General features: G+C 68.9%; 22 protein-coding genes and 1 pseudogene. 12 read left to right on the top strand and 11 right to left on the bottom strand.

The features are described from left to right. Positions 1-13 precede the first annotated feature (13 nt). A complete protein-coding gene (locus AC1DK4_RS14135) occupies positions 14-1,189 on the top strand; it encodes a vWA domain-containing protein (RefSeq protein WP_441618736.1) in 1,176 nt (391 codons plus the stop codon). A 60-nt stretch (positions 1,190-1,249) separates the two neighbouring features. Here AC1DK4_RS14135 and AC1DK4_RS14130 read toward each other — a convergent pair whose 3' ends face one another. From AC1DK4_RS14130 to gcvA, 7 genes are all read right to left on the bottom strand, one after another. Then, a complete protein-coding gene (locus tag AC1DK4_RS14130; RefSeq protein ID WP_441618734.1) occupies positions 1,250-2,407 on the bottom strand; it encodes a DUF1501 domain-containing protein in 1,158 nt (385 codons plus the stop codon). Positions 2,408-2,411: 4 nt separating this feature from the next. Next, entirely contained in the window at positions 2,412-3,809 is a 1,398-nt protein-coding gene (locus AC1DK4_RS14125; RefSeq protein WP_441618732.1) for a DUF1800 domain-containing protein, read from the bottom strand. A gap of 58 nt (positions 3,810-3,867) precedes the next feature. Next, entirely contained in the window at positions 3,868-4,356 is a 489-nt protein-coding gene (locus AC1DK4_RS14120) for a periplasmic heavy metal sensor (protein ID WP_477131599.1), read from the bottom strand. Continuing rightward, a complete protein-coding gene (locus AC1DK4_RS14115) occupies positions 4,353-4,760 on the bottom strand; it encodes a hypothetical protein (protein WP_441623969.1) in 408 nt (135 codons plus the stop codon). The genes AC1DK4_RS14120 and AC1DK4_RS14115 overlap by 4 nt, the downstream gene beginning before the upstream one ends. 12 nt (positions 4,761-4,772) lie before the next feature. Further along, positions 4,773-5,327 (bottom strand): RNA polymerase sigma factor, encoded by a 555-nt coding sequence (locus tag AC1DK4_RS14110; protein ID WP_477131598.1) that lies wholly within the window; start codon positions 5,325-5,327, stop codon positions 4,773-4,775. Between the two features lie 80 nt (positions 5,328-5,407). Next, positions 5,408-5,515, bottom strand: coding sequence for a lipoprotein (locus AC1DK4_RS14105; protein ID WP_441623973.1), 108 nt, complete (start codon positions 5,513-5,515; stop codon positions 5,408-5,410). A 171-nt stretch (positions 5,516-5,686) separates the two neighbouring features. Next, positions 5,687-6,589, bottom strand: a complete 903-nt coding sequence (gene gcvA, locus AC1DK4_RS14100; RefSeq protein ID WP_441623975.1) for a transcriptional regulator GcvA — start codon at positions 6,587-6,589, stop codon at positions 5,687-5,689. A 167-nt stretch (positions 6,590-6,756) separates the two neighbouring features. Here gcvA and AC1DK4_RS14095 point away from each other — a divergent pair, with 167 nt between their 5' ends. The 3 genes from AC1DK4_RS14095 to AC1DK4_RS14085 all read left to right on the top strand — a co-directional run bounded on the left by AC1DK4_RS14095 (position 6,757) and on the right by AC1DK4_RS14085 (position 9,690). Next, positions 6,757-7,740 carry a Bug family tripartite tricarboxylate transporter substrate binding protein gene (locus AC1DK4_RS14095; RefSeq protein ID WP_441623977.1) on the top strand — a complete coding sequence of 328 codons (984 nt, stop codon included), beginning with the start codon at positions 6,757-6,759 and terminating at the stop codon, positions 7,738-7,740. Between the two features lie 12 nt (positions 7,741-7,752). Next, positions 7,753-8,634: an N-formylglutamate amidohydrolase gene (locus AC1DK4_RS14090; protein ID WP_441623979.1), complete on the top strand. Its 882-nt coding sequence runs from the start codon at positions 7,753-7,755 to the stop codon at positions 8,632-8,634. Positions 8,635-8,883: 249 nt separating this feature from the next. Further along, positions 8,884-9,690 carry a BspC domain-containing protein gene (locus tag AC1DK4_RS14085; protein WP_441623981.1) on the top strand — a complete coding sequence of 269 codons (807 nt, stop codon included), beginning with the start codon at positions 8,884-8,886 and terminating at the stop codon, positions 9,688-9,690. 58 nt (positions 9,691-9,748) lie between these two features. Here AC1DK4_RS14085 and AC1DK4_RS14080 read toward each other — a convergent pair whose 3' ends face one another. Further along, complete coding sequence (locus AC1DK4_RS14080; protein WP_441623983.1) at positions 9,749-10,891, bottom strand: M14 family metallopeptidase; 1,143 nt, start codon at positions 10,889-10,891, stop codon at positions 9,749-9,751. Positions 10,892-10,963: 72 nt separating this feature from the next. After that, entirely contained in the window at positions 10,964-11,749 is a 786-nt protein-coding gene (yaaA, locus tag AC1DK4_RS14075) for a peroxide stress protein YaaA (protein WP_441623985.1), read from the bottom strand. A 39-nt stretch (positions 11,750-11,788) separates the two neighbouring features. Between yaaA and AC1DK4_RS14070 the strand changes: the two genes are divergently transcribed. Together AC1DK4_RS14070 and AC1DK4_RS14065 are read left to right on the top strand one after the other, a co-directional pair. Further along, positions 11,789-12,304, top strand: a complete 516-nt coding sequence (locus tag AC1DK4_RS14070) for a putative toxin-antitoxin system toxin component, PIN family (RefSeq protein WP_441623987.1) — start codon at positions 11,789-11,791, stop codon at positions 12,302-12,304. A 75-nt stretch (positions 12,305-12,379) separates the two neighbouring features. Next, positions 12,380-13,558: a pyridoxal phosphate-dependent aminotransferase gene (locus tag AC1DK4_RS14065; protein ID WP_477116721.1), complete on the top strand. Its 1,179-nt coding sequence runs from the start codon at positions 12,380-12,382 to the stop codon at positions 13,556-13,558. Positions 13,559-13,647: 89 nt separating this feature from the next. On the opposite strand, the gene AC1DK4_RS14060 is transcribed toward AC1DK4_RS14065, so the two are convergent. Further along, on the bottom strand, positions 13,648-14,289 hold the full coding sequence (locus AC1DK4_RS14060) for a glutathione S-transferase (protein ID WP_441623991.1): 642 nt from the start codon (positions 14,287-14,289) through the stop codon (positions 13,648-13,650). A gap of 218 nt (positions 14,290-14,507) precedes the next feature. On the opposite strand from AC1DK4_RS14060, the gene AC1DK4_RS14055 reads away from it, so the two are divergent. The 5 genes from AC1DK4_RS14055 to AC1DK4_RS14035 all read left to right on the top strand — a co-directional run bounded on the left by AC1DK4_RS14055 (position 14,508) and on the right by AC1DK4_RS14035 (position 20,217). Continuing rightward, the gene (locus AC1DK4_RS14055) at positions 14,508-16,031 is read left to right on the top strand and encodes a 3-hydroxyacyl-CoA dehydrogenase (protein WP_441623993.1); all 1,524 of its coding nucleotides are present in this window, start codon (positions 14,508-14,510) and stop codon (positions 16,029-16,031) included. A gap of 100 nt (positions 16,032-16,131) precedes the next feature. After that, positions 16,132-16,911: an oxepin-CoA hydrolase, alternative type gene (locus AC1DK4_RS14050; RefSeq protein ID WP_441623995.1), complete on the top strand. Its 780-nt coding sequence runs from the start codon at positions 16,132-16,134 to the stop codon at positions 16,909-16,911. 83 nt (positions 16,912-16,994) lie between these two features. Beyond that, the gene (locus tag AC1DK4_RS14045) at positions 16,995-17,729 is read left to right on the top strand and encodes a histidine phosphatase family protein (protein WP_441623996.1); all 735 of its coding nucleotides are present in this window, start codon (positions 16,995-16,997) and stop codon (positions 17,727-17,729) included. A gap of 116 nt (positions 17,730-17,845) precedes the next feature. After that, a complete protein-coding gene (locus AC1DK4_RS14040) occupies positions 17,846-18,922 on the top strand; it encodes a phosphotransferase (RefSeq protein ID WP_441623998.1) in 1,077 nt (358 codons plus the stop codon). Positions 18,923-19,209: 287 nt separating this feature from the next. Further along, on the top strand, positions 19,210-20,217 hold the full coding sequence (locus AC1DK4_RS14035) for a Bug family tripartite tricarboxylate transporter substrate binding protein (protein ID WP_441624000.1): 1,008 nt from the start codon (positions 19,210-19,212) through the stop codon (positions 20,215-20,217). A 104-nt stretch (positions 20,218-20,321) separates the two neighbouring features. On the opposite strand, the gene ggt is transcribed toward AC1DK4_RS14035, so the two are convergent. After that, a complete protein-coding gene (gene ggt / locus AC1DK4_RS14030; RefSeq protein ID WP_441624002.1) occupies positions 20,322-22,193 on the bottom strand; it encodes a gamma-glutamyltransferase in 1,872 nt (623 codons plus the stop codon). A 231-nt stretch (positions 22,194-22,424) separates the two neighbouring features. Here ggt and AC1DK4_RS14025 point away from each other — a divergent pair. Further along, positions 22,425-22,638: pseudogene (locus AC1DK4_RS14025) on the top strand (hypothetical protein); the annotation flags it as partial.

Raw genomic sequence — 22,638 nt, 5'->3', positions numbered from 1 at the left:
AAGCGAGTCCACCATGCTGATCGATTTCTTCTTCTCGCTGCGCCACGCCAAGCTGCCGGTATCGGTCAAGGAATACCTGACCATGCTCGAAGCGCTCAAGGCCGAGGTCATCTCGCCGTCGATCGACGAGTTCTACTACTTGTCGCGCATGGCGCTGGTCAAGGACGAGAAGCACTTCGACAAGTTCGACCAGACCTTCGCTGCCTATTTCAAGGGCGTCGAGAACCTGGTCGACTGGAAGTCCGACATCCCGCTGGACTGGCTGCAGAAGACGCTGGAGCGCGAGCTCTCGGCCGAGGAAAAGGCCAAGATCGAGGCCATGGGCGGGCTCGACAAGCTCATGGAGCGGCTCAAGCAGCTGCTCGAGGAGCAGAAGGAAAAGCACGAAGGCGGCAACAAGTGGATCGGCACCGGCGGCACCTCGCCGTTCGGCCACGGCGGCTACAACCCCGAAGGCATCCGCATCGGCGGACCCTCCAAGGGCAACCGCACCGCCATCAAGGTGTGGGAGACGCGCGCCTACAAGGACTACGACGACCAGGTCGAACTCGGTACGCGCAACATCAAGGTGGCGCTGCGCCGCCTGCGGCGCTTCGCGCGCGAAGGCGCCGATACCGAACTGGATCTCGACGACACCATCCATTCGACCGCGGCCAACGCCGGCATGCTCGACATCAAGCTGCGCCCCGAGCGGCACAACAAGGTCAAGGTGCTGATGCTGCTCGACGTGGGCGGCTCGATGGACGACCACATCAAGCGCGTGGAGGAATTGTTCTCGGCCACCAAGACCGAGTTCAAGCACCTCGAGTACTACTACTTCCACAACTGCGTCTACGACTACGTGTGGAAGAACAACCGCCGCCGCCACGCCGAGAAGATCGCCACCTGGGACCTGATCCACAAGTACAGCTCGGACTACAAGGTGATCTTCGTCGGCGATGCCACCATGAGCCCGTACGAGATCCTGCAGCCCGGCGGCTCGGTGGAATACAACAACCCGGAGGCCGGCGCGGTCTGGCTCAACCGCCTGATCGAGCAGTTCCCGCGCTTCGTCTGGCTCAACCCCGAGCCCGAAGGCCTGTGGCAGTACCGCCAGTCCGTGACCGTGATCAACCAGATCATGAAGTCCCGCATGTATCCGGTCACGCTGGGTGGCCTCGAGCAAGCCATGCGGGTGTTGTCGAAGTAAGCTGCCCGCGCCGCCAGCGCACCCGCTGTTGCGCCGGTCCGGAACTGCCGCGCGCCTGTCTCAGGCGCGCAGCAGTCCGTCCAGCATCCCCCCCTGCCCGCCCCCGTTGCCGAACAGCGTGCGCCCGACGCGCTCGCTGTCCAGCCCGAAGCCTTGCGCCGCCGCCGCGGCGATCAATCCGTCCAGGTTCGTCGTGGGTGCCAGGTCGCGCCCCTGGTAAAGGGCGCCCTGCGCCAGCCCCGGCCAGTCGGCCAGCACCCTGCCGCCCTTGACCGCGCCGCCCAGCAGCATCGCCGCCGCAGCGGTGCCGTGGTCGGTGCCGCCGGTGCCGTTGGCCGCGGCGGTGCGGCCGAACTCGGTGGCCACCAGCACCGTGGTGCTCGACCAGGCCGGCCCCAGTCCGTCGCGCAGCGCCGCCAGCATGGCGTCGAGCGCCTTGAGCCGGGCCGCCAGGCGCGGCGCCTGCGCACTGTGCGTATCCCAGCCGCCGGTCTCGATCATGGCGATGCGCGGCCCGTCGGCGCGCGCCAGGAAGCCGGCGGCGAGCCGGCCCAGGCTGGCCGGGTCCTGACGTGCGCCGGCATCGCCGGCCAGCCCGCGCGCCTGCATTGCCGCGGTCCATAGCGGATGCAGCTGCGCATCCATCTCGTAGAGCTGGCCCACGCGTGCGAGCAGGTCGTCGGGCGCGGCCGGCAAGGCCGAGGGTGCGTACGAGCCGACCGCGGCCGCGCCACGCAGCGCGGCCGGCACCGTCGGCGCGAAGGCGATCGCATTGTCGTGGCGCGCCGGCAGCAGGCCCGCCAGCCGGTTCAACCAGCCGTCCTTGACCTGGTACGGCGCGCTGCCGCCGGTCTCGAGCACGTTCTGGCCGTCGAAGTGCGAGCGCTCGCGGTAGGGCGACGCCACCGCCTGCACGAACAGCGCCTGGCCAGCGGCGTACATGCGCGCCGTTTCCGCCAGCGATGGATGCAGGGCGAAGGTGCCGTCGAGCCTGCTGGCCTGCGCGGGGTCGATGGCCAGCGCGCCGCGCAGGCGCGCATAGCCCGGGTCGGCATAAGGGACCACCGTGTTCAGGCCATCGGCGGCGCCGCGCTGGATCACGAAGACAAAGCGGCGCTCGGTATCGGCGCCGGCCAGCGCCAGGCGCGGCAGGGTCAGCATGGCGCCCGCGCCGGCGGCGACGCGCAGGAAATCCCGGCGGGAAAATTGGGATGTCACGATGTCACCTCCGTTGGAAATCGGGCGAAACCAGCAGCAAGGCCAGCGCGGTCTGCGCACTCTCGGCGCGCGCGATGGCGCCGGCGGTGGATGCCGACAGCGTGCCGGCAAGCAGCTTCGGCCCGAGTTCGCGCGCGTCGATGCGGTCGCCCGCGCGCGCCGCGAAACGCTGCGCCAGCTCCACGCGCCGCACCAGCGCATCGGGCGCGGCCCAGCTCGCGGCGAGGTCGTCGTAACCGGCCGGCGAACCCGGCCGCCAGACCGGCTGGCCCAGCTGCGCCAGCACCGGGGCGAAATGCGCAACGCCCCCCTGCCCGCCCGCTTCGCGCAGGCCCAGGCCACGCAGCGAGGACACGGCCCACTCCCACGGCGACTTGAACTTGGCCGGCGCGCTGGCCCACGCTTCGGGCGACTGGACCAGCGCGCGGTACACCTCCGGCAACGCGCCGCCACTGCGCATGTACGCATCGGACAGCCGCGCGACCAGCGCGCTCGGCGGCGTATCGGCCACGAAATGGCGCGCCAGCTTGGTGGCGAGATGGCGCGCGGTGGCTTCCGACTGCGCCAGGTCGTGCAGCACCGCGAGCGCCTGCGCCTCGCCCTGCTGCGGGTAATCGCGGCCCAGCATGACGCGGGTGCCGGGTTCGTGCACGCGCGGCCGGAACAGGAAGCTGCCCGCCTCGCCGTCCTCGCGCGCGCCGAAGCCGCCCACGCTCCATCCCGTCAATGCGCGCGCGAACTCGGTCACGTCGGCCTGGCTGTAGCCGCTGCGCACGCCCAGCGTGTGCAACTCGAGGATTTCGCGCGCCAGGTTCTCGTTGAGGCCGAGCTGGCGCTGCGGCGCGCGCTGCGCGGCCACGCGCGCGGCCATGCTGTCGGGCCCGATCGAGCGCACCTGGTCCAGGAAGATCTGCATGGCGGGATGGCGCTCGACGGCCACCAGCATGTCCTCGAAGCGGCCCAGCACATGGGGGCGGATCGCCTCGGCCTCGAAGGCGCCGGCCAGCGCCGCCACCGCCGGCTTCTCCACCGACACCGCGAAGTGGTTCGACCAGAAATGGACCAGGCGCTCGACGAACGGCGCCGGCGTGACCAGCGCGCTGGCCACGCGCGCGTCGACCGCGTCGCGATAAGCTTCGCGGGTTTCGCGCTGCAACTGCTGGCGCGCCACGGCCTTGGCGTCGGAGCTGGCCTGGCGCACTTCACGCTGCTGGGCGCCGAACTCGCCGGCCAGCGCGGCGGTACCCGGCTGCGCGCGCCAGGCCGCGGGACGCGCCTCGTACTGCGCGAACTGGCCGATCAGCCAGCCGCGCGGATCGGCCGGCAGCGCCTCGTCCGGCCGCGCACCGAGCCCGAAGCGGTTGACCGCGATGGCGGCAGCGGCGATGGTGTTGTCGTTCATGCCTTGCTCCTCTCCAGGCCAGGCCCGCAAACGCGCGGCCATTGCTTGTCTTGCCTGCTCATGGCGCGCCCTTGGCGGGCCGTGCCGGCGCGCTGCGCAACGGGCCGCGCTGCACCAGCGCATCGGCCAGCTTCTGGCGCTCGTCGGCCGACAAGGTGGCAGCGAACGCCACCACGCTGTCTTCGAGCTTGCTGCGCGCCGCCGCATCGGCCTCGCGCGTGCGCGCCAGCGCGGCGGCCAGGGCCTGGCGCTCGAACTGCGGCTGGCGCAGCAACTGCTCCACTTCGCGGCGCCCGTCGCGCGCGGCCTCGAGCTGCGCCTGGGCGCCGCGCCGCGCCGCGCGCAGGCCCTGCAGGAACTCGCGGCGCTGCGCGGCATCGAGCCCGTCGGCGGCGAAGCGCAGCCCGCGCGGCTGCGTGGCCGCCGCCGCGCGCTCACCCGTGTACCAACGGTAGCCGCCACCGCCAATGGCGCCGAGCAGGAACACGTTGACCAGCACCGAGACCGCCAGCGCCACCTTGAACCGCTTCGGCATCCCCTCGCTCATTCGTCGCTCCCGCTATGTGCCATACCGCCGAAGGCGGTGGTCGCGTAAGGCAGGTCGATCGCCGCGGGTGCCGGCAAGGTGGCCAGCACGGCCGACACCAGCAATGCGCCCGCTACCGTGCCGGCCAGCCCCGCGCCGGCCAGGCCGAGGCCCGACCACCACCACGGCGCGCGCGCGGGGCGCGCCGCCGGCGCGCCGGCGGCGATGCGCCGCATCAACGCGGCATCGGGAGCGGCCACCACATGCCCGGCCAGCAGGGCGTCGAGCGCCGCGGCCTGCGCCAGTGCCGCGCGATGCTCGGGCAGCGCGGCCATGGCCTGGCCCGCGGCCCGTTCGCCGGCCGGCCAGTGCGCCGGATCGGCACCGTATGCCTCGGTCAGTGCGCGAAATCTCTCGGGTGTCATCGCATTTCCTCATCAGGGCCGCTGGCCGCCCGCTGCCAGCATCTCGCGCAGGCCGCGCCGCGCGCGCGCCAGCAGGCTTTCCAGCGCTTCGGTGCTGACGCCCATCAGTGCCGCCGCCTCCTCGGTGGACAACTCCTGGTAGTAATGCAGGACCAGTGCCTCGCGCTGACGCGCGGGCAGCCGCGCCAGCGCCGCGGCCACGCGCGAGCCCTGCATGGCCGCCTCCATCGCTTCTTCCGGACCGGCCTGCGGCGTGGCCTGTTCGGGCACGTCCTCGATGGCCTGCCCGCGCTCGCCGCGCAGGCGGTCGTAGCAGAGATTCAACGCGACCTTGTACAGCCAGGTGTCGAAGCGGGCCCGCCCCGGCTGCCAGCGCCCGGCCTGCTTCCACAGGCGCACGAACACTTCCTGGGCCACGTCTTCCGCCTCTGCCCGGTCGCCTAGCATGCGCGTGGCCAGCGCCAGCACGCGCGGCAGCTTGCGCGCGACCAGCTCGCGCACGGCGGCCGCGTCATGCCTGCCGACCCGCGCCAGCAGGACATCGTCGTCCGGATCCTTGTCGCTCAATGGGTGTGGTCTCGCTGGGGATCGTTGCGCCCGCCATGGTTGCCCGTGCCGCGCCGCCCCCGGGCAGGCGCGGCCCCTCCTCAGTAAACGTAGACCGGCGCGCGGTGATAGTAGGCCGGCCGTGCCGGCACGACCACGCAACCTGCCAGCGAAGCGGCAAGCAGTGCCGCGATCAGCACGCGTTTCATATCGTCCCCCCTCCTGTCATCGCCGGCGGCGGCGTGGGCTTGCGCATGAGCATCTCCAGTCGACCGCCGCGCGACAGGCGCGGCATGCCTTCTGTCATGTCTCTTAAACGTGCGCCGACAGGAAATCCGTCGGGCAAAAGCGTAAGAATTGATTACAGCGCGGGACGACCCTCACACGACCACGTCCACCCCTTCCATCACCCACTGGCGGAATGTCTGCAGCGCCGGCAGGTGCTGCTTCTGCTCCGGATAGCACAGGTAATAGCCCTTCTTGCTCAGCACGCGCGCGGGATGCGCCACGACCAGCGCGCCGGTGGCCAGTTCTTCCTCGATCAGGCAGCGCGGGATCAGTGCGATGCCCAGTCCCGACATGGCCGCCTGGGTGAGCAGCGAGAACTGGTCGAAACGCGCGCCGCTCCATGCCTTGCGCGTGGCCACGCCCAGCTCGGCGAACCAGTCCGGCCATGCCTCGGGCACGGTCGTGTGATGCAACAGCGGATAGCGCAGCAGGGCCGAAGGCGCGCGTGCCATGTCATCGGGCTCGCCCGTGAGCAGGCCGGGCCGGCACACCGGCAGCACTTCGCGTCCGGTCATGTAGTCGGCCAGGCTGCCCGGCCACACGCCGTCGCCGAAGCGGATGGCGGCGTCGAGATCGGGCTGGGAGAAATCGTAGCCCTGCGCATGCGGCACGAACTCCAGGCTGACATCGGGATGCTTCTCGAAGAACTGCGGCAGGCGCGGAATCAGCCACTTGGCGCCCAGGGTGGGCATGCTGGCGATATGAAGGGTGCCGCCGCGCCCCTGGCGGGCGATCAGTTCCACCGTGGCGGCTTCGATCTCGGTCAGGCTGGGGCGGATGCGGTCGAGGTAACGCTGGCCGGCATCGGTCAGCATCAGGCGCTGGCGCACGCGCTCGAACAATTCCACGCCGAGAAAGGCCTCCAGGCTGCGCACCTGCTTGCTGACGGCCCCTTGCGTCACATGAAGCTCGCGCGCCGCCACGGTGAAGCTGTTATAGCGCGCGGCGGCCTCGAAGGCCTGCAATTCAGTCAGCGACGGACACAAGCGTCGCATAGGTTACCCCTCACTTCACTACCAAATGGAATGATCACGCGATTTTATTTCGTTTGCGGCCTGCGTGCACGAACAAGCAGAATCGGGGCAGGCAGCTTTGACTTACTTCCAAGACCTTTCCGCCCTCCGCTTCTCTCCTCCTCGCCTTCTCCTTCAGGAACCCAACCATGCAACGCCGTAACATGCTCCGCCTCCTTGCCGCCACCGGCGCCGTCGCCGCCGGCCTGTCGCTGCCGGCAGCGGCCCAGGGTACCTACCCGACCAAGCCGATCACGCTGGTGGTGCCCTTCCCCGCTGGCGGCACCACGGACATCGTGGCGCGCATCGTGGCCGACAAGCTCGGCCAGCAGCTGGGCCAGGCGGTGGTGGTGGACAACCGCGGCGGCGCCGGCGGCAGCATCGGCACCGCATTCCTGGCCAAGGCCGCAGCGGATGGCTACACCCTGGGCATCGCCACGGCTTCCACGCACGGCATCAATCCGGCGGTGTACCCGCGCCTGGCCTATGACGCCACCAAGGACTTCACCACCATCACCAACCTGGCCTCCGTGCCCAACGTGATGAGCATCAACCCGGCAGTCAAGGCCAACGACATGAAGGCCTTCATCGCCCTGGCCAAGGCCCAGCCGAACAAGATGGCCTACGGCTCGGCGGGCAACGGCAGCGTGTCGCACATGATGGGCGAGCTGTTCAAGATGAGCAGCAAGACCGAGCTGCTGCACGTGCCTTACAAGGGCGTGGGCCCCGCGCTGAACGATGCGCTGGCCAACCAGGTGCAGGTGCTGTTCGACAACCTGCCGTCCTCGCTGCCCTTCATCGAAGGCGGCAAGCTGCGCGCCCTGGCGGTGGCTTCGCCCAAGCGCGTGCCGGCCCTGCCCAATGTGCCGACCTTCGCCGAACTCGGCCTGCCCGAAGTCAACGATGCATCGTGGTTCGGCCTGATCGCGCCGGCCAACCTGCCGGCCGACCTGCAGGCCAAGCTGCACGACGCCACCGTGAAGGTGCTTGCGCAACCGGAAGTCAAGGCTAAGCTTGAGAAGCTGGGCGCGGTGCCGGTCGGCAACACGCCGGCGCAGTTCGCCGCACAGATCAAGAGCGAAGTGGCGAAGAACAAGCGCATCGCCGGCGCAGCCAAGATCTCCCTGGATTAACCGAAGCTCATCATGACGGAAGCAGACCGAAAGACCGGGCTCACTCCCTACCTCCTGCAACTGCCGCAAGGTGAGAGCAGCCCGCTCTTTCTCGATTCGCCGCATAGCGCCACCACCTACCCGGCCGACTTCCGGCCGGCCGCCGGACTGCCCCTGCCGCTGCTGCGCCAGGCCGAGGACACCTTTGTCGACGAGTTGTACGCCGACGCCCCCGCACGCGGCATTGCGCTGCTGTGCGCGGGCTTCCCGCGCAGCTACCTCGATGCCAACCGCGGCATCGAGGAAATCGACGAAGCCGTGCTCGACGCGCCCTGGCCCGGCCCGCGCCAGGAAACCTCCAAGACCCGGCTCGGCAAGGGCCTGGTGTGGCGCGTGCTCGATACCGGCGAAGCCATCTACGACCGCAAGCTGAGCGTGGCCGAGGTGCAGGCACGCATCGCGCAGTACTACCTGCCCTACTACGCGCAGCTGCAGAAACTCGCGGACCAGGCCGTCGCGCAGCACGGCAGTGCGTGGCACATCAACTGCCATTCGATGCCGAGCGAAGCGGCGCAGTACGCCACGGAACACCCGGGCCTGCAGCATCCGGACTTCGTGGTCGGCGACCGCGACGGCACCACCTGCGACACGCGCTTCACCGACCGCGTCGAAGCCGTGCTGAAGGAACTGGGCTATGACGTCTGGCGCAACCACCCCTACAAGGGCGTGGAGATCGTGCGCGTGGTAGGCCAGCCGGCACAGCGCCGCCACAGCCTGCAGCTGGAGATCAACCGCAAGTTGTACATGGACGAAGTGGGTCTCGTGCACAACGCGGGCTTCGGCAAGCTCAAGGCGGATCTCAATCATCTGCTCGACGAGCTCAAGGCTTTCGTCACGACGACCCCGGCCCGCTGATCCCTGGCGCCTGCCACGCCCATGCGCGGCAGGCGGCGCGGCTGTGCAATGCAGCCGCGCAGACGTGCCCGGCAAGCGGCATGGCGCCCGCATTCATCGCCATCGCGATCGCGGCAATACCTCGGAGAACGCAGCGGAAGAACCTAGGGTAGTACCTAGGATCGGGAGATTTCGGAACTTTGGGGCATGGCTTTCCTCTATCATGGCAGACCTTTGCCAACCCCTTTTGCCTCAAAGCAAGACGATCCCGTGATCCGACGAATCTCCGACCTGATCGGCCGCCGCCTGTGCGCGCTCGCTGCCGCAGTGGCAGGTGCGATCGCCCTGGCGGGCTGCGCCGATACCCCGCTCAACGATAGCGATGCCGTGGCGAGCACGCCAGGCACCGCCACCGCGGCCGCCAAGGCCGCCACGCCGGCGCCGGCCGCCACCCGTTTGCCGCCTTCCCCGTCCGCCACGCCGCCCACCAAGACCGTGACCTTGCCCGCGCAAGGCCGCGTGAGCCTGGCCGAGTACCGCGCGCAGATGCGCCAGCAACTGATGCAGACCGAGAACGCCAGCGCCGACGTGGCCGACTGCGCGGCGCACGCCAGCTGGGTGGTGCCGCGCTCGGCCAGCTTCGATGCGCTGAAGATTCCCACCGGTGCGCTCGGCGCCGGCCAGGCCACGGTGGAACCGTGGGATGGACGCTTCTCGCAAGGCAAGCAAGCCGTGCCGGTAAGCTCCGTGGTGACCTTCGCCGCCACCGCGCACAAACGCAATGCCGAGGCGCAGTGGGAACCGGTCAAGGTGCGCTGCGGCTATGCCGAAGGCATGATGCTGGCCTACGAACTGCTCGATGGCAGCGGCACCGTCATCAGCGAGCCGGCGGCCGCGCCCGCGGTACACGGCAACACCCGCCAGGCCGCCAGCGCCAAGGGGCACAAAGGCAGCAAGGCGGCCAAGTCCGGCTCGGGCAAGGCTTCCGGCACCAAGTCCACCAAGGCGTCGAGCAGCAGCAGCAGCAAATCCACCACCAAGAGCACCAGCAAGTCCGGCAAGAAAGCGCAGCACTGACGTCGCCTGATGCCGGGGACAAGGCAGGCCGCGTCCGACGCGGCCTGCTGCCTTGCGCTCAGTCCAGCTGCGCGAGGATCGCCTGCAGCATGGCCGCGCCCAGCAGCGCGCTGCGCGCGCCGTTCCAGCCCACCGACGGATCAGGCTGGTCGGCATTGTCCTTGAACGGCATCTCCAGCGTCAGCGACAGGCAGCCGAAGGTATGGCCGATGTACTTCGAGGCCAGCTTGAGCGCATCCGCGTTGTACTTGCTCGCCGCATAGCCGTACACATCCTGGAAGTCCGGCGTGGCGCGCTTGAATGCTTCGATGAAGCGCTGCTGCTCGGCGCGTTGCGCCTCGGTGAAGCCCGGCAGCATCTCGCTGCCGGCGACGAAGTTATAGGGCAGGCCCTCGTCGCCGTGGATATCGAAGAACATGTCGCAGCCGGTCGCCTCGATGGCGCGGCGCACGTGGTACACCTCCGGGCTGGTCTGCGGGTCCGGCGCCATCCATTCGCGGTTCAGGTTGGCCCCGGCCGCGTTGGTGCGCAGATTGCCGCGCGCGGCGCCGTCCGGGTTCATGTTCGGCACGATATGGAACACGGCGCGCGCCAGCAGGCTGCGCGCGACCGGGTCGCCGGCCCACAAGCCGGTACCGGTCAGGCGCTGCAGCACGCCTTCGCAGAACCACTCGGCCATGGTTTCGCCGGGATGCTGGCGCGCGATCATCCAGATGGTCTTCTTGCCCTCGCCGGCCTTGCCGATGGTCACCGCGGTCATGTCGCGGCCGTCCACCGTGCTGCCCAGGTGCGACAGGCTGGCCAGCGGCGAGCGCTGGCAGGCGGCCAGCAGCGACAGGTGGCGATCTTCGGAATACGGCTCGAAGTACGCCAGCCAGACGCTGTCGTGCTCCGGCGTGAACGAGACCGTCATGGTGCTGCCGTCAAAGGCAGTGGGCACGCGGAACCAGTGCGCGCGGTCGTACGAGGCCACGGCCTGGTAGCCCCGCCAGCCATCCGGGTAAGTGCAGTCGCCCGCATTCAGGAACTGCAGGCTGCAGGCCTGGCCGGCCGCGCCCTGCAGGCGAAAATGGAACCACTGGCGGAATTCCGCGTGCGAGTCGGCGCGGATGCGCAGCCGGATATCGCTGGCCTGCGCGAGCGATTCGACCTCGATGGCGCCTGCGTCGAAGCTGGCGGAGATATGCAGGGCTGGTGTCATGGCTTGTGGATTCTCGAAAGCGTGTGCAGGAGCGCGTCGGCGCCGGTGCGTGAGCGGGCAGGCGGTTGCCGCTCAGTCCTCCAGGCGCCGGCGGAACACCCAGCGCGCATCGTCCGACGCCTCATTGTCGAAGGCATAGCCATCCTCGGCGAAGCGCTTGAGCTTGGCCGGCTCGGTGATCCGGTGGGTCACCGCGTAGCGCGTCATGGTGCCGCGGGCGCGCTTGGCATGGAAGGAAATGATCTTGTAGCGGCCACCCTTCCAGTCCTCGAACACCGGCGTGACGATGCGCGCGCCGAGCACCTTGGGGCGCACCACCTTGAAATACTCCTCGGAAGCGAGGTTCACCAGCACCGGCTGGCCTTCGGCCTTCTGCGCCTTGAAGTCTTCCTGCAGCAGCCTGGTGACGTCGTCGCCCCAGAAGGCGTAGAGGTCCTTGCCGGCAGCCGTATCCAGGCGCGTGCCCATCTCCAGGCGGTAGGGCTGCATCCAGTCCAGCGGGCGCAGCACGCCATACAGGCCGGAGAGGATGCGCACATGCTTCTGCGCAAACGCAAGGTCGTCGGTGGACAGGGACGGCGCGTTCAGGCCTTCGTACACATCGCCGTTGAAGGCCAGCACGGCCTGCTTGCTGTTGGCGGCCGAGAACTCGGGGGACCAGTCGCCGTAGCGCGTGGCGTTGAGCACGGCGAGCTTGTCGGAGATATCCATCAGCGCGCCGATATCCTGCGGGGCGAGCTTGCGCAAGCGCTCGATCAGCACCGCCGAGCGCTCGATGAAACGCGGCAGCGTATGGGTCTTCAGACGCGCGGGCGTCTCGTAGTCGAGCGACTTGGCAGGGGACAGGACGATGAGCATGGCAAAATCGCGGCAAACACAAAGACCAGATTGTAACGAATGCCATCACACTCCACCGAAGCCACCGCCGCCGCCGCGCCGCGGGTGGTGCTTGACTCCAATATCTGGGTTGACCTGCTGGTGTTCGCCGACCCGCATGCCGAGCCCATCCGGGCCGCGCTGCGCGCCGGCGCCATCGCCGCCGTGATCCGCCCGGACTGCCGCGAGGAACTGCGCCGGGTGCTGGCCTATCCGCAATTCGCCCATTTTGGCGTCGACATCCCCGCCGCCATGGCTACCGTGGACAGCCTCACCACCCTCATGGCGATTCCCGCCGAGGCCGACACGCTGGCGGCGCGCCTGCCGCGCTGCCGCGACACCGACGACCAGAAATTCATCGAACTGGCGCACTTTGCCGGGGCCGCCTGCCTGGTTTCCAAGGACAAGGCCGTGCTCAAGCTCAAGGGTCGCCTGCGCCGCCAGAGCGGCGTGGACATCCTGCTGCCGCAGGCCTTTCCGGCCTGGCTGGCGGCGCGCGCGGGTGACGCCCCGCAGGCGCCGGCCGATCCCCGCTAGAATGCCGGGATCGCTTCCTGCCCATTGACCATCCGGACCGTTCCTCCCGACCGTCCCAGCCTGACGCAGCTTCCCATGTCCAGCCAAGCCTCCTTCCTGCCGCCCCCGCTCACGCCGCCGCCTTCGCGCCTGCCCAAGGTCGGCACCACTATCTTCACCGTGATGTCGGCGCTGGCCGCCGAGCGCAATGCAGTCAACCTCGGCCAGGGTTTCCCGGACTTCGACTGCGACCCGAGGATCGTCGACGCCGTCGCGCATTCCATGCGCTCGGGCCTGAACCAGTACCCGCCGATGGCAGGCGTGCCCAAGCTGCGCCAGGCCATCGCCGACAAGATCGGCAAGCTCTATGGCCACGCCTACGACTGGGACAGCGAGATCACGGTCACGGCCGGCGCCACCCAGGGCATTCTCACCAGCATCCTGTGCGCGGTGCATCCGGGCGACGAAGTGATCGTGCTCGAGCCGTGCTACGACAGCTACATCCCGGCCATCGAGCTGGCCGGCGGCAAGGTGGTATCGGTCGCGCTCGACGCGCCGCATTTCCGCGTGCCCTTCGACCGCATCGCCGCGGCCATCACGCCGCGCACGCGCATGCTGATGATCAACACGCCGCACAATCCCACCGGCACCATCTGGCGCGCCGGCGACATGGAGCGCCTGACCGCGCTGCTGGCCGGCACCGACATCCTGCTGCTGTCCGACGAAGTCTATGAACACATGGTGTTCGACGGCCAGCCGCATGAATCGGTCTCGCGCCATCCGGAGCTGGCCCGCCGCAGCTTCGTGGTGTCGAGCTTCGGCAAGACCTACCACGTGACCGGCTGGAAGGTCGGCTACGTCGCCGCGCCGGCGGCGCTCTCGGCCGAATTCCGCAAGGTGCACCAGTTCAACGTATTCACGGTCAACACGCCCGTGCAGCACGGCCTGGCCGACTACATGGCCGACCCCGCGCCGTATCTCGGCCTGGCCGACTTCTACCAGGCCAAGCGGGACTTCTTCCGCGCCGGGCTGGCCACCACCCGCTTCAAGCTGCTGCCGTCCGACGGCACCTACTTCCAGTGCGTGGACTACTCGGCCGTCTCGAACATGAGCGAAGCCGATTTCTCGATGTGGCTGACGAAGGAAATCGGCGTCGCGGCGATCCCGGTGTCGGCCTTCTACTCGCAGCCGCGCGAATCCGCCGTGGTGCGGTTCTGCTTCGCCAAGAAGGAGCAGACGCTGGCGCTGGCGCTGGAGCGGCTGAAGAATCTGTAAGGGATTTCCGGGGATTTCCCGGTGTTTCCGGGGCCTCGGGGTCCACGCCTCAAGGCCCGCGGCGGCGCACGCGGGGAGCCGCGCCCCCCTTACTTCCTCCGGCTGAGCATCAGCTCCGTATTTGCCTTGCGCTCCGCATTCACCCTCTGCACCGAAGGGCGCTCCGACATGCGCTTGAGATAGTCCTTGACCGGCAGCTCGGCCAGCATGTCGTCGCCGTAGATGATTTTCGTGCACGACGAGATCAGCGGCAGGTGCACGATCGCCGCGCAGTCGGCCAGCGTGAAGGTGTCGCCGGCGATATACGGCGAGAACTTCGCCAGCCTGGCAAACCCCGGGATATAGCGTTCGAGCAGCTTGCGCTGCCGCTCCTTGGTGCCGTCGCTCACCTTGCCGCCGAAGAAGGCCTCGGGGTACAGCTCGCGCGCGGTCAGCTCCAGGTAGAGCTCCAGGAAGGTCACCAGTTCGCGCACCTTGCCGGCCTGGTACGGGTCCGCCGGCAGCAGCGGCAATTGCGGGTAGGTGGACTCGATATAGGCGTCCAGCACTTCGGACTCGCACAGCGGGCCGCGATCGGTGATCATGTAGGGCACCTTGCCCAGGGGCGATGCATCGTGATCGGTTTCGCCGAGCCAGGCCAGCACTTCCTCGAACGGCAGGTTCTTTTCCAGCAAGGCCAGCTTGACCTTGTTGTAGTAGTTGCTGGCGGAAAATCCGCAGAGCTTCAGCATGTCGTCTCTCTCCTCGTTATGGGTGGCCACGGCGTGGCCCCGCAATTCATCGTCATACACCGTCCGGCGCGCAAGGAACCGGCAGGCATGTGGGCCATGGCAGACTCTGGCGGCTGCCTGTGGCCGATCAGCGCACGCCGCTTGCACCCGGCGACTGTCGCGGATGATGCAGAAAACGTACGATCGTGCTAATTTAACCACAACTTTCTGGACGGACTATGAGCACTTTCACCATCGACACCCTCGGCATCGTGGGCACCGGCGCCATGGGCCGGGGCATCGCGCAGATCGCCGCGCAGGCCGGCCTGACCGTCAGCCTGTACGACACCAACCCGCAGGCCGTGGCGGCCGCGCGGCAGTACCTGCAGGATACCTTCGCCAAGCTGACCGAGAAGGGCAAGATGAGCGCCGAATCCAGCGCGGCCGCGCTGGCGCGCGTGCTGCCCTGCAATGCGCTCGAAGACCTGGCCGGCTGCGACATGGTGCTGGAAGCCATCGTCGAGCGCCTGGAAGTCAAGCGTGAGCTGGTGGCCAGGCTCGAAGCCATCCTGCGCCCGGATGCCGTGATCGCCTCCAACACCTCTTCGCTGTCGGTCACCGCGATCGCGGTCGGCGCGAAGCACCCGGGTCGCGTCGCCGGCTACCACTTCTTCAACCCGGTGCCGCTGATGAAGGTGGTCGAGGTGATCGACGGCCTGTCGGGCGACCCCGCCGTGGGCGATGCGCTGATGGCACTGTCGCGCCGCCTGGGTCATACCCCGGTGCGCTGCAAGGACATGCCCGGCTTCATCGTCAACCACGCCGGCCGCGGCATGAACATCGAAGGCCTGAAGGTTGCGCAGGAAGGCGTGGCCGGGTTCGCCGACATCGACGCCATCATGCGCGAGCAGGCAGGCTTCCGCATGGGCCCGTTCGAGCTGATGGACCTGACCGGGCTGGACGTGTCGCACCCGGTGATGGAATCGATCTACAACCAGTTCTACCAGGAACCGCGCTACCGTCCGTCGCCGATCACGGCGATCCGCTCGGTGGGCGGCCTGATCGGCCGCAAGGCCGGCGCCGGTTTCTACCGCTATGCCGACGGCCAGAAGCAGTTGCCCGCCACCACCGCGGCGCCCGCCACGCGCCCCGCCAGCGTGTGGGTGAGCCGTGCAGACGAACGCGGCCACGCCATGGCCGTCAAGCTGATCCACGCACTCGGCATGACGCCCGAAGCCGGCAACCTGCCGTCTGGCGAAGCCCTGATCGTAGTCACGCCGCTGGGCCTGGACGCCACCACCTGCGCGCTGCAGGAAGGCCTGGATCCCGCCCGCGTGGTCGCCATCGACACGCTGATGCCGTTCGAGGCCACCAAGCGCCGCACGCTGATGACCACGCCGGCCACCACCGCCGACATGCGCGAAGCCGCGCACGGCCTGTTCGCGGCCGACGGCGTGCCGGTCACGGTGATCCGTGACTCGGCCGGCTTCGTGGCCCAGCGCATCATCAGCTGCATCGTCAATATCGCCAGCGACATCGCGCAGCAGCGCATCGCCACGCCGGTCGACATCGACCTGGCCGTGAACCTGGGCCTGGGCTATCCCAAGGGCCCGCTGGCGCTGGGCGACGCGATCGGCCCGCACCTCGTGCTGACCGTGCTGCGCAACCTGGAGCGCCTGACCGGCGACATGCGCTACCGCCCCAGCCCGTGGCTGTGGCGCCGCGCCGGCCTCGGCCTGTCGCTGCTGGCCGAAGAGCAGTAATCCCGCGACCGCAAGCCCCCAGGGCTTGCGGTCGTTTCGCATCTGATTGCGCTGTCGCGGCCATGCTCCGCGCCAGCCCCGTTTCCGCCACCGAGCCGCCATGACCGCACAGCTGCTTTCCGAACGCGTCGACACCACCCTGGTGCTGACCATCTCGAACCCCGAGGCACGCAACGCACTGCACCCGGACATCTACGCGGCGTCGCAGGAAGCGCTGGAGCTGGCCTCGCGCGACGACGAAGTGCGCGCGGTGGTGATCACCGGCGCCGACGGCGTCTTCTGCGCCGGCGGCAACCTCAACCGCCTGCTCGGCAACCGCGCCAAGCCGCAGTCGGTGCAGGCCGAGAGCATCGAGGTCCTCAACCACTGGATCGAAACGCTGCACGCCTTTCCCAAGCCCATCATCGCGGCGGTGGAAGGCCCCGCGGCGGGCGCCGGCTTCTCGCTGGTGCTGGCCTGCGATTTCGTGGTGGCCGCCAGCGACGCCAAGTTCGTCATGGCCTATGTCAAGGTCGGCCTCACGCCAGACGGCGGTGGCTCCTACGAGCTGGCGCGCGCCCTGCCGCGCCAGCTGGCCTCCGAGCTGATGATGGAGGGCAAGCCCGCGGATGCCGCGCGCCTGGCCCATTTCGGCCTGGTCAACCGCGTGGTGGCGCCAGGCCAGGCGCTCACCGAGGCGCTGCGCCTGGGCGAATCGCTGGCCGCGCAGTCGCCGCACGCGGTGGGCCGCATCAAGGGACTGATCAACCATGCGGGCACCGCCAGCCTGACCGAGCACCTGGCCGAGGAGCGCGACAACTTCGTGGCCGCGCTGCACCACAAGGACGGCGGCGAAGGCATCGGCGCCTTCCTGGAGAAGCGCAAGCCGCGCTACCGCTAGGCACCCGGGCAGCAGCGCATCCGCGCACCGAGCCACGCATGCCCGCGCAGACGGGCAACAGCAAAACAGCACCGGAGACACGCATGGAAATGCCGCCCTCGCCCCGCCGCCGCGTCTACCTGATGCGGCATGGCGCGGTGACCTACTTCGACGAGACCGGCCGCCCCGCGCTGCCCGAACTCGTGCCGCTGAACGAAACCGGGCGCGCCCAGGCCAGCGCCGCCGGCCGCGCCTTTGCCGCCGAACAGGTGCGCTTCGACCGCATCATCGTCAGCGGCCTGCCGCGCACCGTGGAAACCTCCGAGCGCGTGCTGGCGGAAATCCCGGGCATGGCCGACGCCGCGCTCGAAACCTGGCCCGCGCTGCAGGAAATCCGCGGCGGCAAGCTGGCCGGCATCGGCGACGACAAGCTGCGCGATGCCTTCATCGGCGCCTTCGAAGGCGAAGTGCCCGAAGACAAGCGCTTTCTCGACGGCGAGAGCGTGGGCGAATTCCTCGACCGCGTGCTGCCGCAACTGCAACGCCTGCGCGACGACCCCGGCTGGGACACTGCCCTGCTGGTGCTGCACGGCGGCACCAACCGCGCCATCCTCTCCCACGCCATCGCCTGCGGGCGCCGCGTGTTCTACGGCAGCCTGATGCAGACCGCCGGCTGCATCAATGTGCTGGACGTGGGCGACGCGCCCGCGGACTGGGTGGTACGCATGCTGAACTATTCGCCGCCTACGCCGGTGCACAGCGGCACGCGCCACACCACGATGGAAGTGCTGCTGCACCAGTACCTGCGCTTTCGCGACCTGCAGGCGCCGCCACGCTAGGCATGCCCGCGCGGAAACCGAATCGCGCAACGCAATACACTCTGCTCACGCAGACCCGAATCCAAGAAGACCAGACGACGCGGCATACCCGGAAACACCGAAATAACGGAGACAGCATGAGCAACAACGTTTCGAACTTCGAAGGCACGCGGCCGGTGGCCGAGCAGCAACGCTTCGACCTGGCCGCGCTGGAAGCCTGGATGGGCGAGCACGTGGCCGGCTTTGCCGGCCCGCTGACCATCGAGCAGTTCAAGGGCGGGCAGTCCAACCCCACCTTCAAGCTGATCACGCCGGGACAGACCTACGTGATGCGCGCCAAGCCCGGCCCGAAGGCCAAGCTGCTGCCCTCGGCCCACGCCATCGAGCGCGAATACCGCGTGATGGCCGCGCTGGCCGGCACCGACGTGCCCGTGGCGAAGATGTACGCCATGTGCGAGGACGAGGGCGTGATCGGCCGCGCCTTCTACATCATGGAATTCGTCGCCGGCCGCGTGCTGTGGGACCAGTCCCTGCCCGGCATGACGACGGCCGAACGCGGGGCCATCTATGACGAGATGAACCGTGTCATCTCCGCGCTGCATACCGTCGACTACAAGGCCATCGGCCTGGGCGACTACGGCAAGCCGGGCAACTACTTCTCGCGCCAGATCGAGCGCTGGACCAAGCAGTACAAGCTGTCCGAGACCGAGAGCATTCCCGCCATGGATTCGCTCATGGCCTGGCTGCCCGACCACATCCCGCAGGAAGATGCCGACCTGACCTCGATCGTCCACGGCGACTACCGGCTCGACAATCTCATGTTCCACCCCACCGAGCCGCGCGTGCTGGCCGTGCTCGACTGGGAACTGTCCACGCTCGGCCATCCGATGGCCGACTTCGGCTACCACTGCATGAGCTGGCACATCGCCCCGGGCCAGTTCCGCGGCATCGCCGGGCTGGACTACACGAGCCTGGGCATCCCGGATGAAGCCGCGTACCGCCGCACCTACGAGAAGCGCACCGGCCGGCCGATCACCGGCGACTGGAATTTCTACCTGGCCTTCAGCATGTTCCGCATCGCCGGGATCCTGCAGGGCATCATGAAGCGCGTGGTGGACGGCACGGCGTCGTCGGCGCAGGCACTGGATGCCGGCAAGCGCGCGCGCCCGATGGCCGAAATGGGCTGGGAGTACGCGAAGAAGGCAAAGCAATAAGGCCAGGCAACGAAGAAAGCGCTCTCGCTGCTCTCGCTGCACTCCAGCGCTGCCTGTTGCCATGAAGAGCCTCTTCCCCGACGGGGAAGAGGCTCTTTTCTTTCCGCACCAGTTGTCATATCACACGATATGTGTGGCAGCCTGCCCGCAGCCGGAAAGGTGCGACCCGGGAGGCACAGCCCGACATTATTGTCATAAATCCGCCCCTAGACCTTCCCCGGACTTCAGGCTATCATCAAACAGATACGACAACATACAACACCCATACAATAACGGAGACAGCAGCAATGCCGACCAGCCGCCGTACGTTCCTCTCCCAGCTCTCCGCCCTGGGCGCCACCGCCGCTGCGGGCGGCCTGGGCACCGCAGGTACCCTCCTGTCCTCCGCCGCACAGGCAGCCGACTGGCCCACCCACCCCATCCGCATGGTCGTGCCCTACCCGGCTGGCGGCTCGTCGGACATCATCGCCCGCCTGATCAGCAAGCAGCTCGGCGAAGCGCTCGGCCAGCCCATCGTGGTGGACAACCGCCCCGGCGCCAACGGCAATATCGGCGCGGCAATGGTGGCGCAGGCCGGCACCGACAACCACACGCTGCTGCTGTGCGACGTCGGCGCGCTGGCCATCAGCCCATCCGTCTACACCAAGCTCACCTTCGATCCGGGCAAGGCCCTGAAGGGCGTGTCGATGCTGGCTTACTCGCCGCACCTGCTGGTGGTCCACCCCTCCGTGCAGGCCAACAACCTGAAGGAACTGGTGGAGCTTTCCAAGCGCACCCAGCTCAATTTCGCCGTCACCGCCATCGGCAGCGCGCCGCACCTGGCTGGCGTGGCGGTGGCGCAGGCCACCGGCGCCAAGTGGCAGTACGTGCCCTACAAGGGCGGCTCGCAGGCCGTGGCCGATACCGTGGGCGGCGTGGCGCAGGTGCTGATGAACGGGATGCTGGCAACGCTGCCGCAGGTGCAGGCCGGCAAGCTCAAGGTGCTGGCGGTGTCCAAGAAGACACGCATGCCGCTGGTCGGGCAGGTGCCGACCATCGCAGAACAGGGCGTGCCCGGCTTCGAGTCCGGCACCTGGCAAGGCGTGATGGCGCCGGCCGCGATGCCCGATGCGCTGGTGGCGCGCATCAGCGCCGAGCTGATCCGCATCATCCGCTTGCCCGAGGTACGGGCCCAGCTGGCCGGCCAGGGCGCCGAGGTGGTGACCATGACGCCGCAGGAGACCAACAAGTTCTTCGTGGCCGAGCGGGCGCGCTGGGCCGCGGTGGTGAAGCAGGCCGACGTGCGGCTGGACTGAGCGGCCCCGCCAGACCCGCGCCTTCCCGGCAAACAAAAAGGCCGACTCTCCGCGAGTCGGCCTTTTTGCATGGGGTGCGCCAGCCGCATGCGCCGGCGCTGCGCTCAGTCTCCCAGCGCCACCCCTTCACGCCGCGGGTCGGCACCGCCCGCCCACGCCCACTTCCCGTCCGGGCGCTGGCGCCGCATGATGGCCTGCGTGCCGCTGGTCATCTCGATCTGCGCCACCTGGTGCCCGCGTTCCGTCAGGCCCTGCGCCAGCGCCGGGCTGACCAGTCCGGCTTCCAGTTCGGTCGGGCCGTTACGGCTGCCGAAGTTGGGCAGGTTGATCGCGGCCTGCACGTCCATGTTCCAGTCCAGCAGGCCCACCAGCGTCTTGGAGACGTACTCGATGATCTGCGAACCGCCGGGCGAGCCTACCGTGGCCACCAGCTTGCCGGTCTCGCGGTCGAACACCAGCGTCGGCGCCATCGACGAGCGCGGGCGCTTGCCCGCCTGCACGCGGTTGGCGACCGGCTTGCCGTTCTCGCTCGGCACGAACGAGAAATCGGTGAGCTGGTTGTTCAGCACGAAGCCGCGCACCATCAGGTGCGAGCCGAAATAGCTCTCCACCGTGGTGGTCATGGAGATCGCGCCGCCGGCACTGTCCACGGCCACGATCTGCGAGGTGGACACACGCGGCGGCGAGCGGTCCGGCGCCAGCGCGACGCTGGTGCCGGGCGGCACGCCGGGCTCGGCCTTGCCCATGCTCTTGTCGCCGATCAGGCTGGCGCGCTGGGCCAGGTAGGCCGAGTTGATCAGGCCGGCCACGTTGACCGGCACGAAGTCCGCGTCGGCCACGTAGAGGCCGCGGTCGGCATAGGCCAGCCGCCCCGCTTCGGACACCACGTGCACGGCATCGACGGTGGGTTCCAGGCCGGCCGGCGAGTTCACCTGCCGGGGCGCCATCGCGGCCAGCGCATACCTCGGATCCTTGGCCTCCAGCGCCTGCAGCGTGCCGAGCATCTGCGCGATGGCGATGCCGCCCGACGACGGTGGCGGCATGCCGCAGACCTTCCAGCGCTTGTAGTCGCTGCAGACCGGCGCGCGCTCCTTGGCGCGGTAGTCGCGCAGGTCCGTCAGCGAGAGCGAGCCCGGGTTGGCGCTGCCATTGACCTGCTTGACGATCTCGCCGGCGATCGGCCCGGTGTACAGCGCATTGGGCCCGCGCCGCGCGATCTCGCGCAGGGTCCGGGCCAGCGCCGGGTTCTTCAGCATGGTGCCGACCGGCTTGGCCTTGCCATCCGGCGTGAGGAAGTAGGCCGCCATCTCGGGCGAGTTCGGCAGGAACTTGTCGGCGGCGATCTGCGTATAGAGGCGTGGCGAGATCGGGAAGCCCTTCTCGGCCAGGTCGATGGCGGGCTGGAACAGCTTGGCCCAGGCCAGCTTGCCGTGCTGGCGGTGCGCCAGCTCGAGCGCGCGCAGCACGCCAGGCGTGCCCACCGAACGGCCGCCGATCTGGCCTTCGCTGAAGCTCATCGGCTTGCCGTCGGCACGCATGAAGAGGTTCTCGTCGGCGCCGGCGGGCGCGGTCTCGCGGCCATCGTAGGACTGCACGCGCTTGCCGTCCCAGTACATGATGAACGCGCCGCCGCCGATGCCGGTGGCCTGCGGCTCGACCAGGGTCAGCACGGCCTGCATGGCGATCGCCGCATCGATGGCGGAGCCACCGTCGCGCAGGATCTTGCGGCCCGCCTCGGTAGCCAGCGGGTTGGCCGCCGCGGCCATATGCCTGTCGGCGAACGTGGTGGTCATGCCCTGCCGGTAGCCCGAGGCCACTTCCGGCGCCGGCGGCATGGCGGTGGCCGGCGCGGCGGGCGCGGTGCTTGCCGCAGGCGGCGCGCTGGTCGGGGTCGAGCAGGCGCCTAGCAGCGCAAGCGCCGCGGCCGCCGCGAGCGGGCCGCGCCAGAGCGCCGTTGAATATACCTGGATTGCCATGCCTACCTCCTCCGGGGGGAAAGCCGCCATTGTAGGGCGTCGGCACGCGTGCGACACCCGCAGCAAACTGCGGGACAGCCCCGATGGACCGCGCGCGGCAATCGTGGGCCATCGGGCGGCGACCGGGCCGAGCGATTTTTTTTTCGCCGCGCCAACCCCACCGGCAAGCCTGGCTCGTTTCACTGGCAGCGCCCTGCCGCCGGCACCGCCGGCGCGGCCCTTTCCGGAGAAATGAACATGCACAAGCGCCTGGTAGTCCTGGCCGTTGCCCTGGCAATGGCCGCGTGTGGCGGACCGTCCCCCAGCCCGCAGGCGAGCCCCGCCGGCGACGACAACGGCGCGGCCGCCCAGCCGCCGGCTTCGTTGCCCGGGCGCAGCGCCGCGCACACGGCGACGCCGCCCGCGCCCCCTGCCGCTACCACCACGCCCGCCACCCCCGCCACGC

The organism is Cupriavidus sp. 05N38, from assembly GCF_056397345.1.
This window is presented reverse-complemented; position numbering and strand designations above follow the sequence as displayed.